Annotated in this window: 18 protein-coding genes and 1 pseudogene; 16 read left to right on the plus strand and 3 right to left on the minus strand. The window is 67.2% G+C overall.

Annotated features, from left to right (window positions below):
• The first annotated feature begins 135 nt into the window (after positions 1-135).
• From ACNKW1_RS00195 to ACNKW1_RS00250, 12 genes are all read left to right on the plus strand, one after another.
• On the plus strand, positions 136-738 hold the full coding sequence (locus ACNKW1_RS00195; protein ID WP_418362601.1) for a thermostable hemolysin: 603 nt from the start codon (positions 136-138) through the stop codon (positions 736-738).
• Complete coding sequence (locus ACNKW1_RS00200) at positions 731-2,233, plus strand: AMP-binding protein (RefSeq protein ID WP_418362602.1); 1,503 nt, start codon at positions 731-733, stop codon at positions 2,231-2,233. The genes ACNKW1_RS00195 and ACNKW1_RS00200 overlap by 8 nt, the downstream gene beginning before the upstream one ends.
• Entirely contained in the window at positions 2,217-2,882 is a 666-nt protein-coding gene (locus ACNKW1_RS00205) for a TenA family transcriptional regulator (RefSeq protein WP_418362603.1), read from the plus strand. The genes ACNKW1_RS00200 and ACNKW1_RS00205 overlap by 17 nt, the downstream gene beginning before the upstream one ends.
• Positions 2,873-3,688: an SDR family oxidoreductase gene (locus ACNKW1_RS00210; protein ID WP_418362604.1), complete on the plus strand. Its 816-nt coding sequence runs from the start codon at positions 2,873-2,875 to the stop codon at positions 3,686-3,688. The genes ACNKW1_RS00205 and ACNKW1_RS00210 overlap by 10 nt, the downstream gene beginning before the upstream one ends.
• Positions 3,689-3,702: 14 nt before the next feature.
• The gene (locus tag ACNKW1_RS00215) at positions 3,703-4,365 is read left to right on the plus strand and encodes a tetratricopeptide repeat protein (protein WP_418362605.1); all 663 of its coding nucleotides are present in this window, start codon (positions 3,703-3,705) and stop codon (positions 4,363-4,365) included.
• A 1-nt stretch (position 4,366) separates the two neighbouring features.
• Positions 4,367-5,029 (plus strand): response regulator, encoded by a 663-nt coding sequence (locus tag ACNKW1_RS00220; RefSeq protein ID WP_418362606.1) that lies wholly within the window; start codon positions 4,367-4,369, stop codon positions 5,027-5,029.
• The gene (locus tag ACNKW1_RS00225) at positions 5,026-6,432 is read left to right on the plus strand and encodes an ATP-binding protein (RefSeq protein WP_418362607.1); all 1,407 of its coding nucleotides are present in this window, start codon (positions 5,026-5,028) and stop codon (positions 6,430-6,432) included. The genes ACNKW1_RS00220 and ACNKW1_RS00225 overlap by 4 nt, the downstream gene beginning before the upstream one ends.
• Before the next feature lie 301 nt (positions 6,433-6,733).
• Complete coding sequence (locus ACNKW1_RS00230) at positions 6,734-7,000, plus strand: hypothetical protein (protein ID WP_418362608.1); 267 nt, start codon at positions 6,734-6,736, stop codon at positions 6,998-7,000.
• A 77-nt stretch (positions 7,001-7,077) separates the two neighbouring features.
• Positions 7,078-7,494 carry a DUF2946 domain-containing protein gene (locus ACNKW1_RS00235; protein WP_418362609.1) on the plus strand — a complete coding sequence of 139 codons (417 nt, stop codon included), beginning with the start codon at positions 7,078-7,080 and terminating at the stop codon, positions 7,492-7,494.
• A 198-nt stretch (positions 7,495-7,692) separates the two neighbouring features.
• A complete protein-coding gene (locus tag ACNKW1_RS00240; RefSeq protein ID WP_418362610.1) occupies positions 7,693-8,145 on the plus strand; it encodes a copper chaperone PCu(A)C in 453 nt (150 codons plus the stop codon).
• A 136-nt stretch (positions 8,146-8,281) separates the two neighbouring features.
• On the plus strand, positions 8,282-10,573 hold the full coding sequence (locus tag ACNKW1_RS00245; protein ID WP_418362611.1) for a TonB-dependent receptor: 2,292 nt from the start codon (positions 8,282-8,284) through the stop codon (positions 10,571-10,573).
• Between the two features lie 175 nt (positions 10,574-10,748).
• Positions 10,749-11,165, plus strand: a complete 417-nt coding sequence (locus ACNKW1_RS00250) for a Crp/Fnr family transcriptional regulator (RefSeq protein ID WP_418362612.1) — start codon at positions 10,749-10,751, stop codon at positions 11,163-11,165.
• Between the two features lie 218 nt (positions 11,166-11,383).
• Here the strand turns inward: ACNKW1_RS00250 and ACNKW1_RS00255 are convergent, their stop codons facing one another.
• Positions 11,384-11,707, minus strand: a complete 324-nt coding sequence (locus tag ACNKW1_RS00255) for a hypothetical protein (RefSeq protein WP_418362613.1) — start codon at positions 11,705-11,707, stop codon at positions 11,384-11,386.
• 234 nt (positions 11,708-11,941) lie between these two features.
• On the opposite strand from ACNKW1_RS00255, the gene ACNKW1_RS00260 reads away from it, so the two are divergent.
• On the plus strand, positions 11,942-12,199 hold the full coding sequence (locus ACNKW1_RS00260) for a PepSY domain-containing protein (RefSeq protein ID WP_418362614.1): 258 nt from the start codon (positions 11,942-11,944) through the stop codon (positions 12,197-12,199).
• A 136-nt stretch (positions 12,200-12,335) separates the two neighbouring features.
• Positions 12,336-12,479: pseudogene (locus ACNKW1_RS00265) on the plus strand (cytochrome B); the annotation flags it as partial.
• A 78-nt stretch (positions 12,480-12,557) separates the two neighbouring features.
• On the opposite strand, the gene ACNKW1_RS00270 reads toward ACNKW1_RS00265, so the two are convergent.
• Positions 12,558-13,448, minus strand: a complete 891-nt coding sequence (locus ACNKW1_RS00270; RefSeq protein ID WP_418362615.1) for a cation diffusion facilitator family transporter — start codon at positions 13,446-13,448, stop codon at positions 12,558-12,560.
• Between the two features lie 4 nt (positions 13,449-13,452).
• Positions 13,453-13,899, minus strand: a complete 447-nt coding sequence (locus ACNKW1_RS00275) for a hypothetical protein (protein ID WP_418362616.1) — start codon at positions 13,897-13,899, stop codon at positions 13,453-13,455.
• Positions 13,900-14,125: 226 nt separating this feature from the next.
• Here ACNKW1_RS00275 and ACNKW1_RS00280 point away from each other — a divergent pair, with 226 nt between their 5' ends.
• Together ACNKW1_RS00280 and ACNKW1_RS00285 are read left to right on the plus strand one after the other, a co-directional pair.
• The gene (locus ACNKW1_RS00280) at positions 14,126-15,466 is read left to right on the plus strand and encodes a ferric reductase-like transmembrane domain-containing protein (RefSeq protein ID WP_418363337.1); all 1,341 of its coding nucleotides are present in this window, start codon (positions 14,126-14,128) and stop codon (positions 15,464-15,466) included.
• Positions 15,467-15,641: 175 nt separating this feature from the next.
• Entirely contained in the window at positions 15,642-16,058 is a 417-nt protein-coding gene (locus ACNKW1_RS00285; RefSeq protein ID WP_418362617.1) for a DUF1924 domain-containing protein, read from the plus strand.
• Positions 16,059-16,061: the final 3 nt, after the last annotated feature.

A 16,061-nucleotide genomic window follows, 5' to 3' on the forward strand; every position in this document is an offset into this window, starting at 1 on the left:
CCTCCGTGAGGGTGCGATCCCAAGTCCGCATCATAGAGCGATGAACCCCGGCGCGCATCGGAGGTTGGCCACCCACTTAAGCGTGGATTAATCCTGGCTCCTTACCTTGGCGGCAACTCGTTTCCAAGGACCGTCATGTCTGGCGCGCTTCAACGTCGCTTCAACCGTTTGTCCCATGGCCCGTCGGTATCGCACGTGGTGGCGGGACACCCCCGTCGCCACGCCGCCGAGGCATTCATCCGGGCCACGTTCAGGCAGGCCTACGCGGCCGACGTGCCCGCGTTCGCGCCGAACCTAATGCTGCTGGATCAGGACGCGCGTCCGCTCGCCGCGCTGGGCTGGCGCAGTGCGGCCGAGGAGGGGTTGTTTCTGGAGCGCTACCTCGATGCGCCCATCGAGCGCGAGATCGGACGACTGGCCGGGCAGGCCGTGCCGCGCAACCGCATCGTAGAGGTTGGCAACCTGGCGGCGGAGCGTCCGGGCAGCAGCGTGGACCTGATCCTGCTGCTCGCGGCGCACCTCGATCTGCTCGGCTTCGAATGGGTGGTGTTCACCGCGACGACCGAGTTGATCGGCATCTTCCGCCGCCTCGGCCTGCCACCGCTGGCGCTGGCACAGGCCGATCCCGAGCGTCTTGGGGACGAGGCTCTGGCCTGGGGGCGGTATTACGACACCCGCCCCGTGGTCGTCGCCGGAAGGATTCGCATGGCGCTCGAGAAGGGGAGCGAACGTGGCTGAGTTTTCCTGGCTCGACGTGCTCGCGTCCCACGGCAAGGACGCGCCCTTGCTCGTCGTCGGCCAGCGGCGCTGGCGGGCGGCCGAGATCGCGGACGAACTGCGCGCCTTGCAGCCGCGGCTGGCGGAGTCGAATGTGGTTGCCGTGCTGGCGGACAACGGGCTGGGATGGGTGATGGCTGATCTCGGCACCCAGGTGGCGGGCAAGGTGCACCTGCCGCTGCCGGCGTTCTTCACGCAGGCGCAGCTGCGCCATGCGCTCGAGCTCAGCGCGGCGGACACGATCCTTACGGACACGCCGGAACGCATCGGCGCGCTCGACCTCGGCTTCTGCCACACCGGGCGGTGGCAGGGGCTTTACTGGATGCGGCGGATCGTCCCGGCGGTGTCCCTGCCAGAAGGCACGGCGAAGATCTCCTATACGTCCGGCAGCACGGGCACCCCGAAAGGAGTGTGCCTGTCGCGCGAGGGTTTGCTCGATACGGCCAGCGCCGTTGGCGAGGCGACGTCGGCGCTGGCACTGGAATGTCACCTCGCCGCGTTGCCGCTGGGGCTGCTGCTGGAGAACGTGGCGGGCGTCTATGCCGCGCTGCTGCGTGGCATCCCCGTCCATCTGCCATCGCTCGGAGATATTGGCTGGCAAGGCGGCGCCGGCTTCGATCCGGCGCAGCTGGATGCGGTCGTGCGCGCAAGCGGCGCGACGAGCCTCATCCTGGTGCCCGAACTGCTGAAGGTCTGGAGTCTCTGGCTCGCCGCCCGCGGGCGGATGGCTAGCGAGCGTCTGCGATTCGTAGCGGTGGGCGGCGCACGCGTTGCGCCCGGGCTGCTCGAACTTGCACGGGCGCGGGGCATCCCGGCCTACCAGGGTTACGGCTTCACCGAGGCCGGATCCGTCGTGAGCCTGAATCTGCCGGGCGACGATGGCGACGATGCCGGCGCGCCGCTGCCGCACGTGCGACTGTCGGTGCGCGAGGGCGAGGTCGTGGTGCAGGCGCGTGCCTTCCTCGGCTACGTCGGGGGAGAGCGGGCTACTTCCGGCGCATTTGCGAGCGGCGACCTTGGGCATCTGGATGACCGCGGCCATCTTCAACTCGACGGTCGGCGCGGAAACCTGCTGATCACCTCCTTCGGACGCAACGTCTCGCCCGAGTGGGTCGAGTCCCTCCTGCTGGCCGATGCCTGCGTGGCCCAGGCCGTGGTCGTCGGCGATGGTAGGCCGCAGCTCGCCGCGCTGATCGTTCCGTCGCCGGGCACCGATCCCGCTGCGCTCGCGGCGCTGATCGACCGCGTCAATGCCGCCTTGCCCGACTACGCGCGCGTCCGGCACTGGTTGGCCGTGCCCCCCTTCACGGTCGAGAACGGGCTGGTGACGGGCAATGGCCGCCCAGTGCGCACACGCGTCCTCGAACACCATTCAACACAGATCGATGCGCTTTACGTCGCTTCATCCAACGAAACGAAAGCCAACGAAAAGGAAGCCAATGATGTCCTTCTATGACCAGCTTCGCCTGGAGACCGACGAGGCGCGCCAGCATCTCGTCACCGCGCCGATCATCGTGGACTGCCTGGCGGGCCGGGTCAGCCGCGAGGCGTATGTCGCCTTCCTCACCCAGGCCTATCACCACGTCAGGCACACCGCGCCACTGCTGATGAGCCTGGGCGGCCGGCTGCCCGAACGGCAGGGCTGGATGCGCAAGGCGGTGGCCGAGTACATCGAGGAAGAGATCGGCCACGAGGAATGGATCCTCAACGACATCCGCGCTGCAGGCGGCGATGCGGAGGCCGTTCGTGCGGGTCTTCCCGATCTCCCGGCGGAGGTGATGGTGGCCTATGCGTACGACCTGATCAGCCGCCGGAACCCGGCAGCCTTCTTCGGCATGGTCTTCGTGCTCGAAGGTACCAGCGTGGCGCTTGCGCTCACCGCCGCCGATCGCATCCAGGCGGCGCTTGGCCTGCCGGACGCCGCTTTCTCCTACCTGCGCTCGCACGGCACGCTCGATCAGGAGCACACGCAACACCTGGCGAATCTGCTCGAACGCATGGAGCCTGAGGATCAGGCGGATGTTCTCCATGCTGCGCGCGTGTTCTTCAGGTTGTACGGCGACGTGTTCCGTGCACTGCCGAGCGAGGCCGGATCATGCGGCTGACAAATGCGCGCGTCGTCCTCACCGGCGCTACCGGAGGGCTGGGCGAGGCGCTGGCCCGCCAGCTGGCGAACGCCGGGGCGTCGCTGCTGCTTACCGCCCGCGACCCGGCGCGCCTCGAACGGCTTGCCAGCACGGTGAACGGGCCATGCAGAGTGCTGGCCGCGGACCTCGCCGCAGCCAATGGCGTCGATCGTCTCGCGGCTGCCGCCCACCATTTCGGTGCCAACGTGCTCATCAACAATGCGGGCATCGGGGGCTTCGGCCTGTTCGAAGAGCAGGGCTGGGGCGAGGTCGAACGCATCCTCACGACGAATCTCGCGGTGCCGGTCAGGCTGACGCAGGCCCTGCTGCCTTCGCTGCGCGCGCAGCCCGCGGCCGTGGTCGTGAACATCGGCTCCGCGTTCGGCAGCATTCCGTTCGCGGGCTTCGCCGCCTACTCGGCCGCCAAGGCGGGGCTGCGGGCCTTCTCCCAGGGGCTGCGGCGCGAGCTGGCCGATACCGGGGTGCGTGTCGTGCATGTGTCGCCCCGGGCGATCGACACCGCGCTCAACTCGCCGGCGGTCAGGCAGCTCAATGCCGAACTCGGCAACGCCAGCGACCGGCCTGAAGAGGTCGCCAGCGTGGTGATCGCCGCCATCGAGGATGAGTGCGCGGAGCGCGTTGTCGGCCAGCCCGAACGGCTCTTCGCCTGGCTCAACGGGTGTGCGCCCGCGCTGGTCGATCGCGGCCTGCGCGACAAGCTTTCCACCATCAAGCGGCATGCCGGCGATCGGACGATCGCCGGCGCCGAACTTTCGCAATCATGAGAAGGAACCCACCGATGACATCCACCGTTGTTCTGCGCCGAGTGTTGCTCGCTGCGGCGCTCTCTTTCGGTCTGCCCGCCGCCGCCCAGCAGGCGAGCGCGCCCGAGGCGCTGGTCGCACCCATCCAGGCGCGTTGGGCGGAGATCAAGTACCAGCAACCCGCCAAGGAGCAGGCGCAGCAGTACCGGCACCTTGCCGAGCAGGCCCACCAGATGTCGGAGACCCACCCCAACGAAGCGGCCGTGCTGATCTGGGAAGGGATCGTGCTGTCGAGCGAGGCCGGCGCGCGCGGCGGGCTCGGGGCCCTGTCGCTCGCCAAGGATGCGAAGGCCTTGCTGGAGGAGAGCCTCAAGCTCGACGAGCGTGCGCTGGACGGGTCCGCATACACCAGCCTTGCGACGCTCTACGCCAAGGTGCCCGGATGGCCGCTTGGCTTCGGCGACAAGGCGCAAGCCGAGACGCTGTTCAAGAAGTCGCTGGCCATCAACCCGGACGGGATTGACCCGAACTACTTCTATGGCGAGTATCTGATCGAGACAGGACGGATCTCCGAGGGGCGAGTGTTCCTGGAGCGGGCGCTCAACGCGCCTCCGCGCCCGGGGCGTGCCCTTGCGGATTCGGGGCGCCAGGGCGAGATCCGTGCCCTGCTAGCGCGTGCCGCGAGGGAAGGGAATTGATGTGAGGATCTTGCTGGTCGAAGACGACGCCCTGCTGGGGGACGGGATACGGGCGGGGCTGGTGCTCGACGCCTATGCCGTCGACTGGGTGCGCAACGGCGAGCAGGCGCTGCATGCCTTGGACAGCCACAGTTACGAAGCCTGCATTCTCGATCTCGGCCTGCCGGGGAAGGACGGCGTCGCGGTGCTGAAGGAAGCGCGCAGCGCGGGCGACCGGACACCGGTGCTGGTGCTGACCGCGCGCGATACCCGCGAGGACAAGATCGGCGGGCTGGATGCGGGCGCGGACGACTACCTCACCAAGCCCTTCGACCTCGGCGAACTGCAGGCGCGACTCCGCGCGCTGATCCGCCGGGCCAGCGGTACGGCGCGGCCCGTGCTCGAGCATCGCGGCGTCGTGCTCGACCCCTCGACCAAGCGCGTGACCGCCGATGGCTGCGAGGTGACGCTTTCGGCGCGCGAGTATGCCTTGCTCCATGACCTGCTCAGCCACCCCGGCCACATCCGGAGCCGGGCGCAGCTCGAGGAGAGCCTCTACGCCTGGGGGGACGAAACCGGCAGCAATACGGTCGAGGTGTATATCCACCACCTGCGCAAGAAGCTCGGCGCCGATTTCATCCGCACTGTCAGGGGACTGGGCTATCAGCTTGGGGAAGAGGGGTGAGGCGAGGGCGCCTGCTGGCCGGACTGGCTTCCCTGCGCTGGCGATTGCTGGCGGCGGTGTCCGTCGCGGTGCTGCTGCTGTGGTCGCTCACGGGATGGTTCAGCTACACGAAGGCGCAGCATGAGGCCGAGGAGCTGATGGATGGCAACCTCGCGCAGACGGGCCGTCTGCTGCTGGCGATCACCCAGGACAACGAGGACGATCTGGGGGAACTCGCCGGCCGCCTCGCCACGGTGAGGGGGGCGGCCGACAACGTCTATGAGCCGCCACTCGAGTTTCAGCTCGGTCTGGGGGATGGCACCATCCTTGCGCGCTCGATCGGGGCGCCGGATCTGCCCGTGCTCGGGGTGCCGGGCTACAGCGACATCCTGCGCAAGGACGGCTCGTGGCGAGTCCTTAACGTGGCGTCGGGTGACGGGCGGCACCGCGTGCAGGTTTCGCAGTCGATCGGTCTCAGGGACCGTGCCGCGCTCGAGGTGGCGGGGCAGACCGTTCTGCCGCTGGCGATCATCACGCCCGTGCTGCTGCTCCTGATCTACGTGTCGGTCGTGAAGGCGCTCGATCCGCTCAACCGGCTGGCCCGAGACGTGGCGGCGCGCAGCGCGGACAACCTGGCCGCCCTGTCCCGCGAGAACGTGCCCAATGAGGTCGGACCGCTGGTCGCGGCCATCAATCGCCTGTTCCTGCGGGTTGCACGGGCGCTGGACTACGAGCGCCGCTTCACCGCCGACGCGGCGCACGAATTGCGGACACCGCTGGCCGCCATCAAGGTGCAGGCCCAGGTTGCACAGCTCAGCCGCCATGCGGCACAGAAGGCGCGTGCGCTGAGGCAGATCGAGAGCGGTGTGGACCGCGCGACCCACTTAGTCGAGCAACTCCTGCGCCTCGCGCGGCTCGACCCCCTCAACGTGCTGCCCAATTCGCAGCCTCTCGACCTGCTGCTGCTGGTCGAAGGCACGCTGGCCAATGTCATCGCCGCTAATCCGGTACTGACGCAGACGGTTCGGCACGAACTGCCGCCAGTGGCGCCGCGCGTGTTTGGCGATGCCGACCTGTTGGGCATCGCCCTGCGCAACCTGATGGACAATGCGATCCGCTACTCACCCGCGAGCAGCACCATCGTGATTCGCCTCGAAGACGACGGGCGCGGGCGCGTCTGCCTGTGCGTGCAGGATGATGGCCCTGGCGTGCCGGACGAGCTGATCGCGCGTTTCGGGGAGCGTTTCGTCCGGGGGCGCGACAGCCTAGCTGAAGGCAGCGGTCTGGGGATCGCGATCGTGTCTCGGATCATGGAACTGCACGGGGGGCGCTTCTCGGCCCAGAACCTCGCGACGGTTGGGTTCGCGGCACGGTTGTGCGGCTTGGTCAGGGTGGACCGGGGCGCAGCCCCATTTGGTGCTTGATTCCCCGCTCCCTTAGTTCTAAGGCGGCTAGCCTGGTGGCGTCGCCCATGCATAGCCTTCGGCAAACCAGTTGCGTGAGCCCATGAGGCGCAGCGCGCTGTCATCCAGCTGTCCGTCAGGATGGGCCGTTGCTCAAGTGCCTGCAGCAGTATCCGCCACGCACTGCCAGTCCATGACGGGCACTGCGTAGGCAGCTTCCGTGCGCGGGCTGTGTCCCACATGGTTGCCGACATGACGCACTTCGTTTCCATGGTCAGGGGCGTAAAGCAGCGTCTTCTGCCGGGTGTCGGGCGTGGCTAGCGTGAGTGCTTCGCCCACCTTTGCGACACTCGAGCGCGAGCTGCGTGAAGCCTTCGCCCGCGGACATGAACCTGAGCTGCACCTTCAGGCCAGGCTCCATGTCGCGAGCGGTCAGTGCCGTGGAGCGGAAGGCCTGCTGGCGGAACTCGGCTGCGACCATCTTCAGGGTTTCCGCTTCTCGCGCGCGATCCCCTTGCCCGAGTTCGTGCGCTGGCTGCAGGATCGTGTCGGCGCCGCGCCGATGATCGCGAAATTGCCGAAGGACTGATCGAGATCAAGTCCGAAGGGGTGTCGTGCATTAGAATACCGCCACATATCCGCCACGATCTCCGCACGACAGCCCTCATGCAACGCTCCCGCCAACGCCTCTTCGCCTGGGTCGCGATCTTCGCGATGATGCTCAGCGCGCTGGCGCCGGCGATCAGTCGTGCCATGGGGCCGGACGAGAATGGCCGGTATTTCGTTCAGGTCTGCTCGGCGGCGGGCATCGAGTGGGTCGCCGTGAGTGCGGCAGAGGCCGAGTTCTACGCCGACGTGGAGACCCGCGACGATAAAGAGTCCGGAAAGGGCGGCGCCCTGTCGCTCGATCAATGTCCGTACTGCTCCGCCGCCTACACCACGACGCTGCTGCCGACCCTGGCTTCTCCCGAGGTCTTCTCCGTTCGTGGCGGTGAAGTTCTTCCCGCGCTTTTCCTCGTCTCTCCGCGCCCGCTCTTCGTGTGGGCGCCTTCTCATCCGCGCGCGCCGCCTGCGCATGCGTGATCGAGCGGCGGCCTGAGCGCATCGCGCCCGGGCCGCCCCCACGTTTTACCCCAGGAAGCATCACCCCTTCGACGTCAGGCACGGCACGTCGCCCTTTTTGGGCGCACTTTGGTCCGAGCTCAGTCGCGCCACGTCCGCAGTTGCGGACGGTACGCCGTGACGCGTCCTGCCTGACGAGTTTTTTGCGCCCGGAGAGCAATGATGAGAAAGCCCCTGACGACTGCGCTGCTGCTGGCGGCCAGCCTTTCGGTCAGTGCGCAGCAACTGACCGTGACCGAACCCTGGGTCCGTGCCACGGTGCCCCAACAGAAGGCCACCGGCGCCTTCATGCACCTCAGATCCGATGCCGATGTCCGCCTTGTGGCCGCGGAATCGCCCGTTGCCGGCGTGGTCGAGATCCACGAGATGTCCATGCAGAGCGATGTCATGAAGATGAGCCCCATCTCCGGTCTCGACCTGCCCGCCGGACAGGACGTCGAGCTCAAGCCCGGGGGCTACCACGTCATGCTGATGGACCTCCGGCAGCAGGTGAAGGTGGGTGATGAGGTGCCGCTGCGCCTGGTCATCGAACGCCGCGACGGCAGCCGTGCATCCATGGACGTCGTGGCCCCGGCCCGCCCGCTCAATGCCCGCATGCAGATGAAACACTGACGCTTCGCCAAGCGCATCGCCCGCTTCGTGCGGACGACGGGGTATCGCGCGCATCGAACATTTTCCCCCGTGCGCCTATGGCGTGCGGCACCTCCAGACTTTGCCACTCCGTTTCAGTCATCAACAGGAAAACGACATGAAGAAGACCTTCAAACGCCTGCCGCTCGCAATCGCGGTGTCCATGGCGATTCCGGCGCTGGGTCAGGCGCAGGAAACAAAGCTTGAGGATGTCGTGGTCACTGCGCCTGCCGTGACCACGACGTTGAGTGGGACAGCGGTGCAGAGTAACGGGCTTCAGTCCTTGCGTCCTGCAACGAGCGATTCGGCGACCCTCCTTCGCGACGTGCCGGGCGTCAGCAGCTACGGAGCGGGCGGCGTCTCCAGCCTGCCGGTGATTCGCGGCCTTGCGGATGACCGGATCCGTATCAAGGTGGACGGCATGGACCTGATTGCAGCCTGTCCCAACCACATGAACCCGGCACTGTCTTATCTTGACCCCTCCAATGTGGGTTTGCTTGAGGTCTATCCGGGCATCTCCCCAGTTAGCGTCGGTGGTGACAGCATCGCTGGTACGATCCTTGCCGAATCCAAAGCTCCCGTGTTCGCAGAACCGGGGAAGACGCTCGTGACCGGCGAGGTCGGTGCCTTCTACCGCAGCAATGGCAACGCGCGTGGCGGCAACTTGGGAGCCACCTTCGCCAGCGACTCGTTGAGCGTCAGCTATTCGGGTTCGACGGCCGAGAGCGACAATTACGAGGCCGCGCGTGCGTTCAAGACCTCGGAGGTCACCGGGCGCGAGGGCCATACGCTGCCCCTCGACGAAGTGGGCTCCACCGCCTACAAGAGCCGCAACCATGAGCTTGGCTTCGCTTTCAAGGGCGGCGATCACCTCTTCGAAGCTAAGGTCGGTCTGCAGGACATTCCCTACGAGCTGTGGCCCAACCAGCGCATGGATATGCTCGCGAACGACCAGAAGCGCGTGAACCTGCGCTATGAGGGCAAGTACGACTGGGGCAAGCTGCAGGCCCGCGCTTACCACGAGAAGGTCGAGCACTTCATGGACTTTGGTGCGGACAAGCGCTTTTGGTACGGGAATGGCGCTCCTCCGACGGGCTCTGGTGGCCCGGTTGCACTCAATGGTTTCCCGTGCGCTCCGCTCAGTGCTACGTGCGCCGCAGGGATGCCGATGCACACCGAGAGCAAGAACACCGGGTTTTCACTCAAGGGCGACATCGACATCACTGCAATGGATCTCGTTCGCGTGGGTGCCGAGCTCCAACGCTACCAACTCAATGATTGGTGGCCTGCTTCCGGGGGTGGAATGTGGCCGAACACCTTCTGGAACATCAACAACGGCGAGCGTGACCGTAATGCGGTCTTCGCGGAGTGGGAGGCGCAACCGAGTGCGCAGTGGACCACGCTGGCGGGCGTGCGCTACGAGAGGGTGAAGACCAATGCAGGGCCGGTCCAGGCGTACAACAACAATGGGGCCCCGGCTACAACGCTGGTGCCTGCGTTCAATAATGCTGATCGCGAACGTACCGACAACAACTGGGACGTGACGCTGTTGGCCAAATACACCGTCGATCCCACGCTCGATGTGGAAGTCGGGTTCGCGCGCAAGGTGCGCTCGCCCAGCCTCTACGAGCGCTATAGCTGGTACAGCCGAGGCATGGAAATGCTGATGGTGAACTGGTTCGGTGACGGTAACGGCTACATCGGCGACATGGACCTTGAGCCCGAGAAGGCCCACACCATCTCGGCCACTTTCGACTGGCATTCGGTCGATCGCAAATGGGAGCTGAAGGCAACGCCGTTCTACTCGCGCGTCACGGATTACATCGATGCGGTGCGCTGCCCGACCAGCCTCGGTGGATCGTGCTCTGTCCCCAACCTCACCGCAACCAACAGCTTCGTTTTCCTGCAACTCGCAAACCAGTCGGCACGACTGTACGGTATCGATCTGTCGGGCCGCATGCCGCTGGCTACTACGCCCTATGGCGAGTTCGGACTGCGTGGTGTGCTCAACTACACCAACGGCAAAAACCGCGACACCGGAGACAGTCTCTACAACATCATGCCGCTCAACGTGAAGCTCACGCTGACGCATCAGCATGGTGGTTGGGACAGCGCCCTCGAGTGGTTCGCGGCACAGTCGAAGAACGATGTCTCCGCGGTCCGCAATGAGCAGGAGACCTCCGGGTACAACCTCGTCAATCTGCGCACGAGCTACTCCTGGAAGCAGGTCCGAGTGGACTTCGGCGTGGAGAACGTGTTTGACAAGTTCTACTACCTGCCGCTGGGCGGCGCTTATGTTGGCCAGGGAACGACGATGACCGCCAACCCAGTGGGTGCGGTTCCGTTGTGGGGTACGCTGGTACCGGGTGCTGGCCGCTCGATCTATGCGGGCATCAATTACAAGTTCTAAGAGAACTGTCAGGCGAAGATACGTCCCTGCTTCGTTTCTGCGAGGCGGGGGCGTTCCGGCACCTCCCATTGGGAATCGCTCTTACGAGCTTTGCCAACTCGGCCGTGGGTCGTGCACGGCCAGCGGTGCATCATCGTGCGGCGTGCTTGCCGCACCGATTTCGCCAGCGGGTACGGTGCCGTTCAAATCCTATGTCTTCAAGCCTGGGGCTACGCTGCTGCGGGGTGGGGCGCCTGCGCTCGGCGTCCACTTCGTGGTTTCGGGCGCCGTGACGTTGGTGTGCGAGGACTTCCTGGGCAAGGAGCGCATCGTGCGCATCGTCCAGGACGGCGGCATCATCGGGCTGGAGACCCTGACTGAGAGCCGGACGCGGCACGTTGCGCTTGCGCTCGACAAGGTTCGCACCCGCTGGATCATGGCGATCCGGCTCCGGGACAGCCTGCAACGTGCGCCGGAGTTGCAGTGGATGGTGCTGCACCAGATGCAGGTGGCCCTGGACGAGGCGGAGTCCTGGATCTCGGCTCTGGTCAGTGGAACGGTGCCGGCCCGTGTGCGTCTGGCAGCGGCTGCTGCTGCGCCTGCGACTGGGTGACGGGCATCGGGCGCGCAGGCTTGCCCGAGGTGCCGCCCATCGAATTGATCCAGCCCCCGTGTGCGAAGGGGCAAGCGCAGCCCCAAGCGTGCGACCTGCGATTGTCAGCCGACAGGCCGTCTTGAAACCTCCGGAAAATCCCGTCTTTGCTGGGGTTTGAGCAAATCAATAGCGTGTTAAGGCGGCACCGGCTGCACCCGTGTCGCCTCTATCGGCGTTCAGTCGTCCTCGTCATGCCCCCCACCGCGCGGCTCGGGCAGATTCAGCGGCTTCGCGCCCCAGGCTGCACGGTAGGTCTCGGCCGAGGTGAAATGGCACTGCTCGTTGGCGCCGACCTTGCCGAGCAGTTCGACGTTGGGGCGCGGCAGGATCTCCGTCTGCGCCGCGATCTGCGCACGCAGTTGCGCACAGGAATCCGTGCCAGCAGGCGCCACCGCCTGCGCCGGGGTCGCGGCCGCGGGATCGGCAGCGCGGACCTGGATCGAGAACAAGGCCAGCAGTGCGGCCAGGGAAACAGCATTGCGGATGAGTCGGGTCGTCATGATCGTCTCCGGTTGGTTGGCGACGGGACCCACTCTGCGCGCGCCACCCTGAACCCGCGCTGAATCCACGGCAGGTTTCTGTGGGAGTGCCGGCAGGCGCGAATGCGGTCGACCTCGCCCCAGGGCACGCCTCGTCCTGCACCCGCCTGTTCAGCTTCCCTTCATGTGCAGCGGCTTAGATTGCGCCCGTGTTCCGGATCGGAACGCATCCGACCTAAAGACAGGAGAACCATCATGAACCGCCTTCTCGCCCTCGCCGCCGCCGCGCTCGTTTCGACCTCGGCCCTCGCCGGCCCCACCTGCACAGCCCCCAAGGAGAAGTGGATGAAGGATGCCGACTTCAAGGCCAAGGTTGAAGCCCAGGGCTACAAGATCAAGACCTTCAAGGTCGCCAAGAACGACTGCTACGAGATCTACGGCTTCGACAAGGACGGAAAGAAGGTGGAGATCTACTTCAACCCCGAGACCGGCGCCGAACTCGAACGCAAGTGAGTCGCCATCGGAGGGTGGCGCGCGATCGCGGGCCGCCTTCCTCCACCCCTAGAGGAGCCCCTGTCATGCCCACACCCGATTCCGATCTTGCCCTGCGGTCTGGGACCCGTTCGTGCGCGTCTTCCACTGGAGCCTGGTGAGCTGCGTTCTCGTAAACTTCTTCGTCACCGACGACGGCGAGACGCTGCACCAGCTCGTCGGCTACACCGCCTCGGGTCTGGTCGTCGCTCGCCTCGTCTGGGGCTTCGTCGGCAGCGCACACGCGCGCTTCGCCGACTTCTTCCCGACGCCCGCCCGGCTGCGCACCCACCTGGCGGCGATCCGCGCTGGCAGGCACGACTTCCAGCCCGGGCGATGCTCAGTCCGGGTGCGCGTTTCCCGGACCGGGCGACGGAATCGGTTCGAGGTGGGTCGCGAGGCGGGTGCCGGTGCGCTCGAGCACGATGCGTTCGAGCGCGTCGGCGACGGCGTGGGCCTCGGCTACGGTCCAGTCTCCGGGCACACACAGCTCGACGTGGGCGAAGTGCAGCGCGCCCGCCGCGCGCGTCCTGAGCTTGCCGTGGAAGCAGCCCGGCGGCGAGGCTTCTGCCAGGGTGCGCTCGATCGCGGCCACCTCGGCGTTGGATAGCGCGCGATCCATCAGGCCGTCGACCGAGCGCCGCATCAGCTCCCAGCCCTCGCGAAGGATGTTGAGCGCGACCGCGCCGGCGACGATCGGGTCGAGCCAGGTCCACCCCGTGGCGAAGGCTAGGCCGACGCCGCATACCACGCCGGCGGTGGTCCACACGTCGGCCATCAGGTGGCGCGCGTCGGCCTCGAGGGCGAGCGAGCGGTGCGCGCGGCCGACCTGCAGCAGCACGCGCGCGACCAGGAAGTTGATCAGGCTCGCGCCGACCGACAGCAAGGTGCCGAGCCCCAGCGCGCCGATCGGCTGCGGATGGAGCAGGCGCTCCCCGGCGGTGAGCAGGATGATCAGCGCGGCGATGAAGATCAGCCCGCCCTCGAACGCGGCGGAGAAGTATTCGGCCTTGCCATGGCCGTACTGGTGATCCTCGTCCGCCGGGCGCTGCGCGTAGGACACCATCCACAGCGCAAAACCTGCGCCGGCCAGGTTGACCACCGACTCGAGCGCGTCGGACAGGTAGCCGATCGAGCCGGTCAGCCACCAGGCGCCCGTCTTCATTGCGATGGTGCCGAGCGCTGCGGCGAGCGAGAGCAGCAGGGCCTGGCGTGGCGTGATGGAGGTCATCGGGTCACAGGGCGGTGGGTCGGGTGGCGGAGCACGCCAGGGTCTCCAGGACGCGATTGTAGAGCCGTCGATCGTCCTCGAGGCGCTGCACCGCGAGCAGGCGGGCTTCGAGGTGGGTGGAGCCGCGCACCAGGACCAGGGCGTCGCGCATGTCGCTCAACAACTCGCCAGCCTGCGCGCGCTGTGTCGCCGGCGTCGGCAGGCCGGCCTTCAAGGCATCGAGGTGGGTCTCCAGCGCCTGCGCCAGCGCTGGGTAGGGTGCGTCCGCCTCTGCGGCGCCGCTCGCGCGCGCCGCGCGCACGTGGGCCGCCATGGCATCGAGCTCCTGGTGCAGCGCTTGGCAGGCCTGCGGCGACAGCGCCGTCGGTTCGTCCCCGGCGGCGCGGGCGTGGGTGGCGATCCCGGCGGCAAGCGCCAGCAGCAGCGTCGAAATCAAGCTCTTGGTCATCATTGGAAAGGCTCCGTGTTCGGGACAACCCGCAGCATGGGGCCGCGATCCTTAAGCGGACCTGAATGGCCGGCCCCGGGGCGGCGTCGCCATGCGATGCGCACCGGCCTTGTCCGGCGACAAGGCCGGCGGCGGGCTCGGCGCGGATACTAGCGGGAGGTGGCGCTCGACGAGGCACGCTGGCCGCGCCTCGGTGCGGGCGCCGAAATGCGATCGAACGGAGAGCATGATGAAGAACATCCGGTTTGCGTACGCGGCGCTCCTGCTGCTGCTCAGCCTGCTGTGGTGGATGGCCGATCCGCTGCTGCCCGCCGGCTACGAATACTTCGCCCTGCGCACGGTGGCGATCAACTACACCGGCGTGATCGGCATCGGCGTCATGAGCGTGGGCATGATCCTGGCGCTGCGTCCGGTGCTGGTCGAGCCGCTGCTCGACGGGCTCGACAAGACCTATCGCCTGCACAAGTGGCTGGGCATCACCGGCCTGGTGTTCGCGGTGATCCACTGGCTGTGGGCGCAGGGCACCAAGTGGGCGGTGGGCTGGGGCTGGCTGGTGAAGCCCGAGCGGGGGCCGAAGCCGACGCTCACCGACCCCGTCGAGAGCTTCTTCCGCGCCCAGCGCGGCCTGGCGGAATCGGTCGGCGAGTGGGCCTTCTACGCCGCGGTGGTGCTGATCGTGATCGCGCTCGCCAAGCGCTTTCCGTACCGTCTGTTCTTCAAGACCCACCGCCTGCTGGCCCTCGCCTACCTCGCGCTGGTCTTCCACTCGGTGCTGCTGACGCCCTTTGCCTACTGGGCGCAGCCGATGGGCATCGTGCTCGCCGTGCTGATGGCCGGCGGCAGCGTCGCCGCCGTGGTGTCCCTGTCCGGACGCGTCGGCCATCGGCGCAAGGCGGTGGGCGAGATCGAGGAGCTGGTGCCCTTCCCCGACAACCGCGTGCTCAAGGTGGCGATCCGCTTCAAGGACCGATGGCCGGGGCACGAAGCCGGGCAGTTCGCCTTCGTCACCTTTTCGACGGACGAAGGCGCGCACCCCTTCACCATCTCCTCGGGCTGGAAGGGGGACGGCCGCCTGTTCTTCCTGATCAAGGGCATCGGCGACTACACCGCCCGCCTGTCCGAGCTGCTCCGCGTCGGCGACCTCGTCACCGTCGAAGGCCCCTATGGCCGCTTCGATTTCGCCAGCGGCAGCGTCGGGGGAAAGCGCCGGCAGATCTGGGTCGGCGGCGGCATCGGCATCACGCCCTTCATCGCCCGCATGAAGGCGCTCGCGGTGGTGCCCGACGGGCGCGAGGTCGATCTGTTCTACAGCACCGCCGAACCCGACGAGGGCTTCATCGCCCGCCTGCAGCGCGATGCGCAGGCGGCGGGCGTGAGGCTGCACGTGCTGGTGAGCGCGCGCGACGGCCGCCTCGACGTGGCGCGCATCTGCGACACGGTGCCGGGATGGGCCGAGGCGGACGTCTGGTTCTGCGGACCCGGCCGTTTCGGCCAGGCCCTGCGCGAGGGCTTCGTCGCCCGGGGCCTGCCGGCGGCCGACTTCCACCAGGAACTCTTCGACATGCGCTGAGCGCGGGCAGCGCGCGGGCGCATCGGCGCCCGCCTCCGCCGCTCCTTGGCGCACGCGCTTTCTCCGTTCAGGTTCGATTCAGTGGCGCGCTTGCACACTGGGCTCGCGATTCCGGACGAATGGCATCCGCGATGCCCGTCCGGTCGATTCATCAGCCCGGATCAAGGAACGAACCATGAACAGCAAACTCCGCGCGCTTGCCCTGCTGTGCGGCCTCGCCGCCAGTGCCGGGGCGCTCGCCGCCCCGAGCGCCGCTCTCCTGGAGCGCTACGCCGTCGAGGCGCGCGCCGCCGACCCCGCCTTCGCCGGTTTTTCCGTCGCACGCGGCGAAGCCCTGCACCGCACCCGCTACGGCCTCGGCAAGCCCGACACGCCCGCCTGCACCTCCTGCCATGGCGAGAACGCGCGCGCAGCCGGCCAGACTCGCAGCGGCAAGGCCATCGAGCCGATGGCGGTATCGGTGTCGGCCACACGCTACGGCGATCCGGCGAAGGTCGAAAAATGGTTCAAGCGCAACTGCAACGAGGTGCTCGGCCGCGAGTGCAGCGCACGCGAGAAGGGCGACTGGCTCGCCTGGATGAGCACCCAGTAAGCA

It is taken from the genome of Thauera sp. WH-2, from assembly GCF_048321015.1.
Taxonomy (GTDB): Bacteria; Pseudomonadota; Gammaproteobacteria; order Burkholderiales; family Rhodocyclaceae; genus Thauera.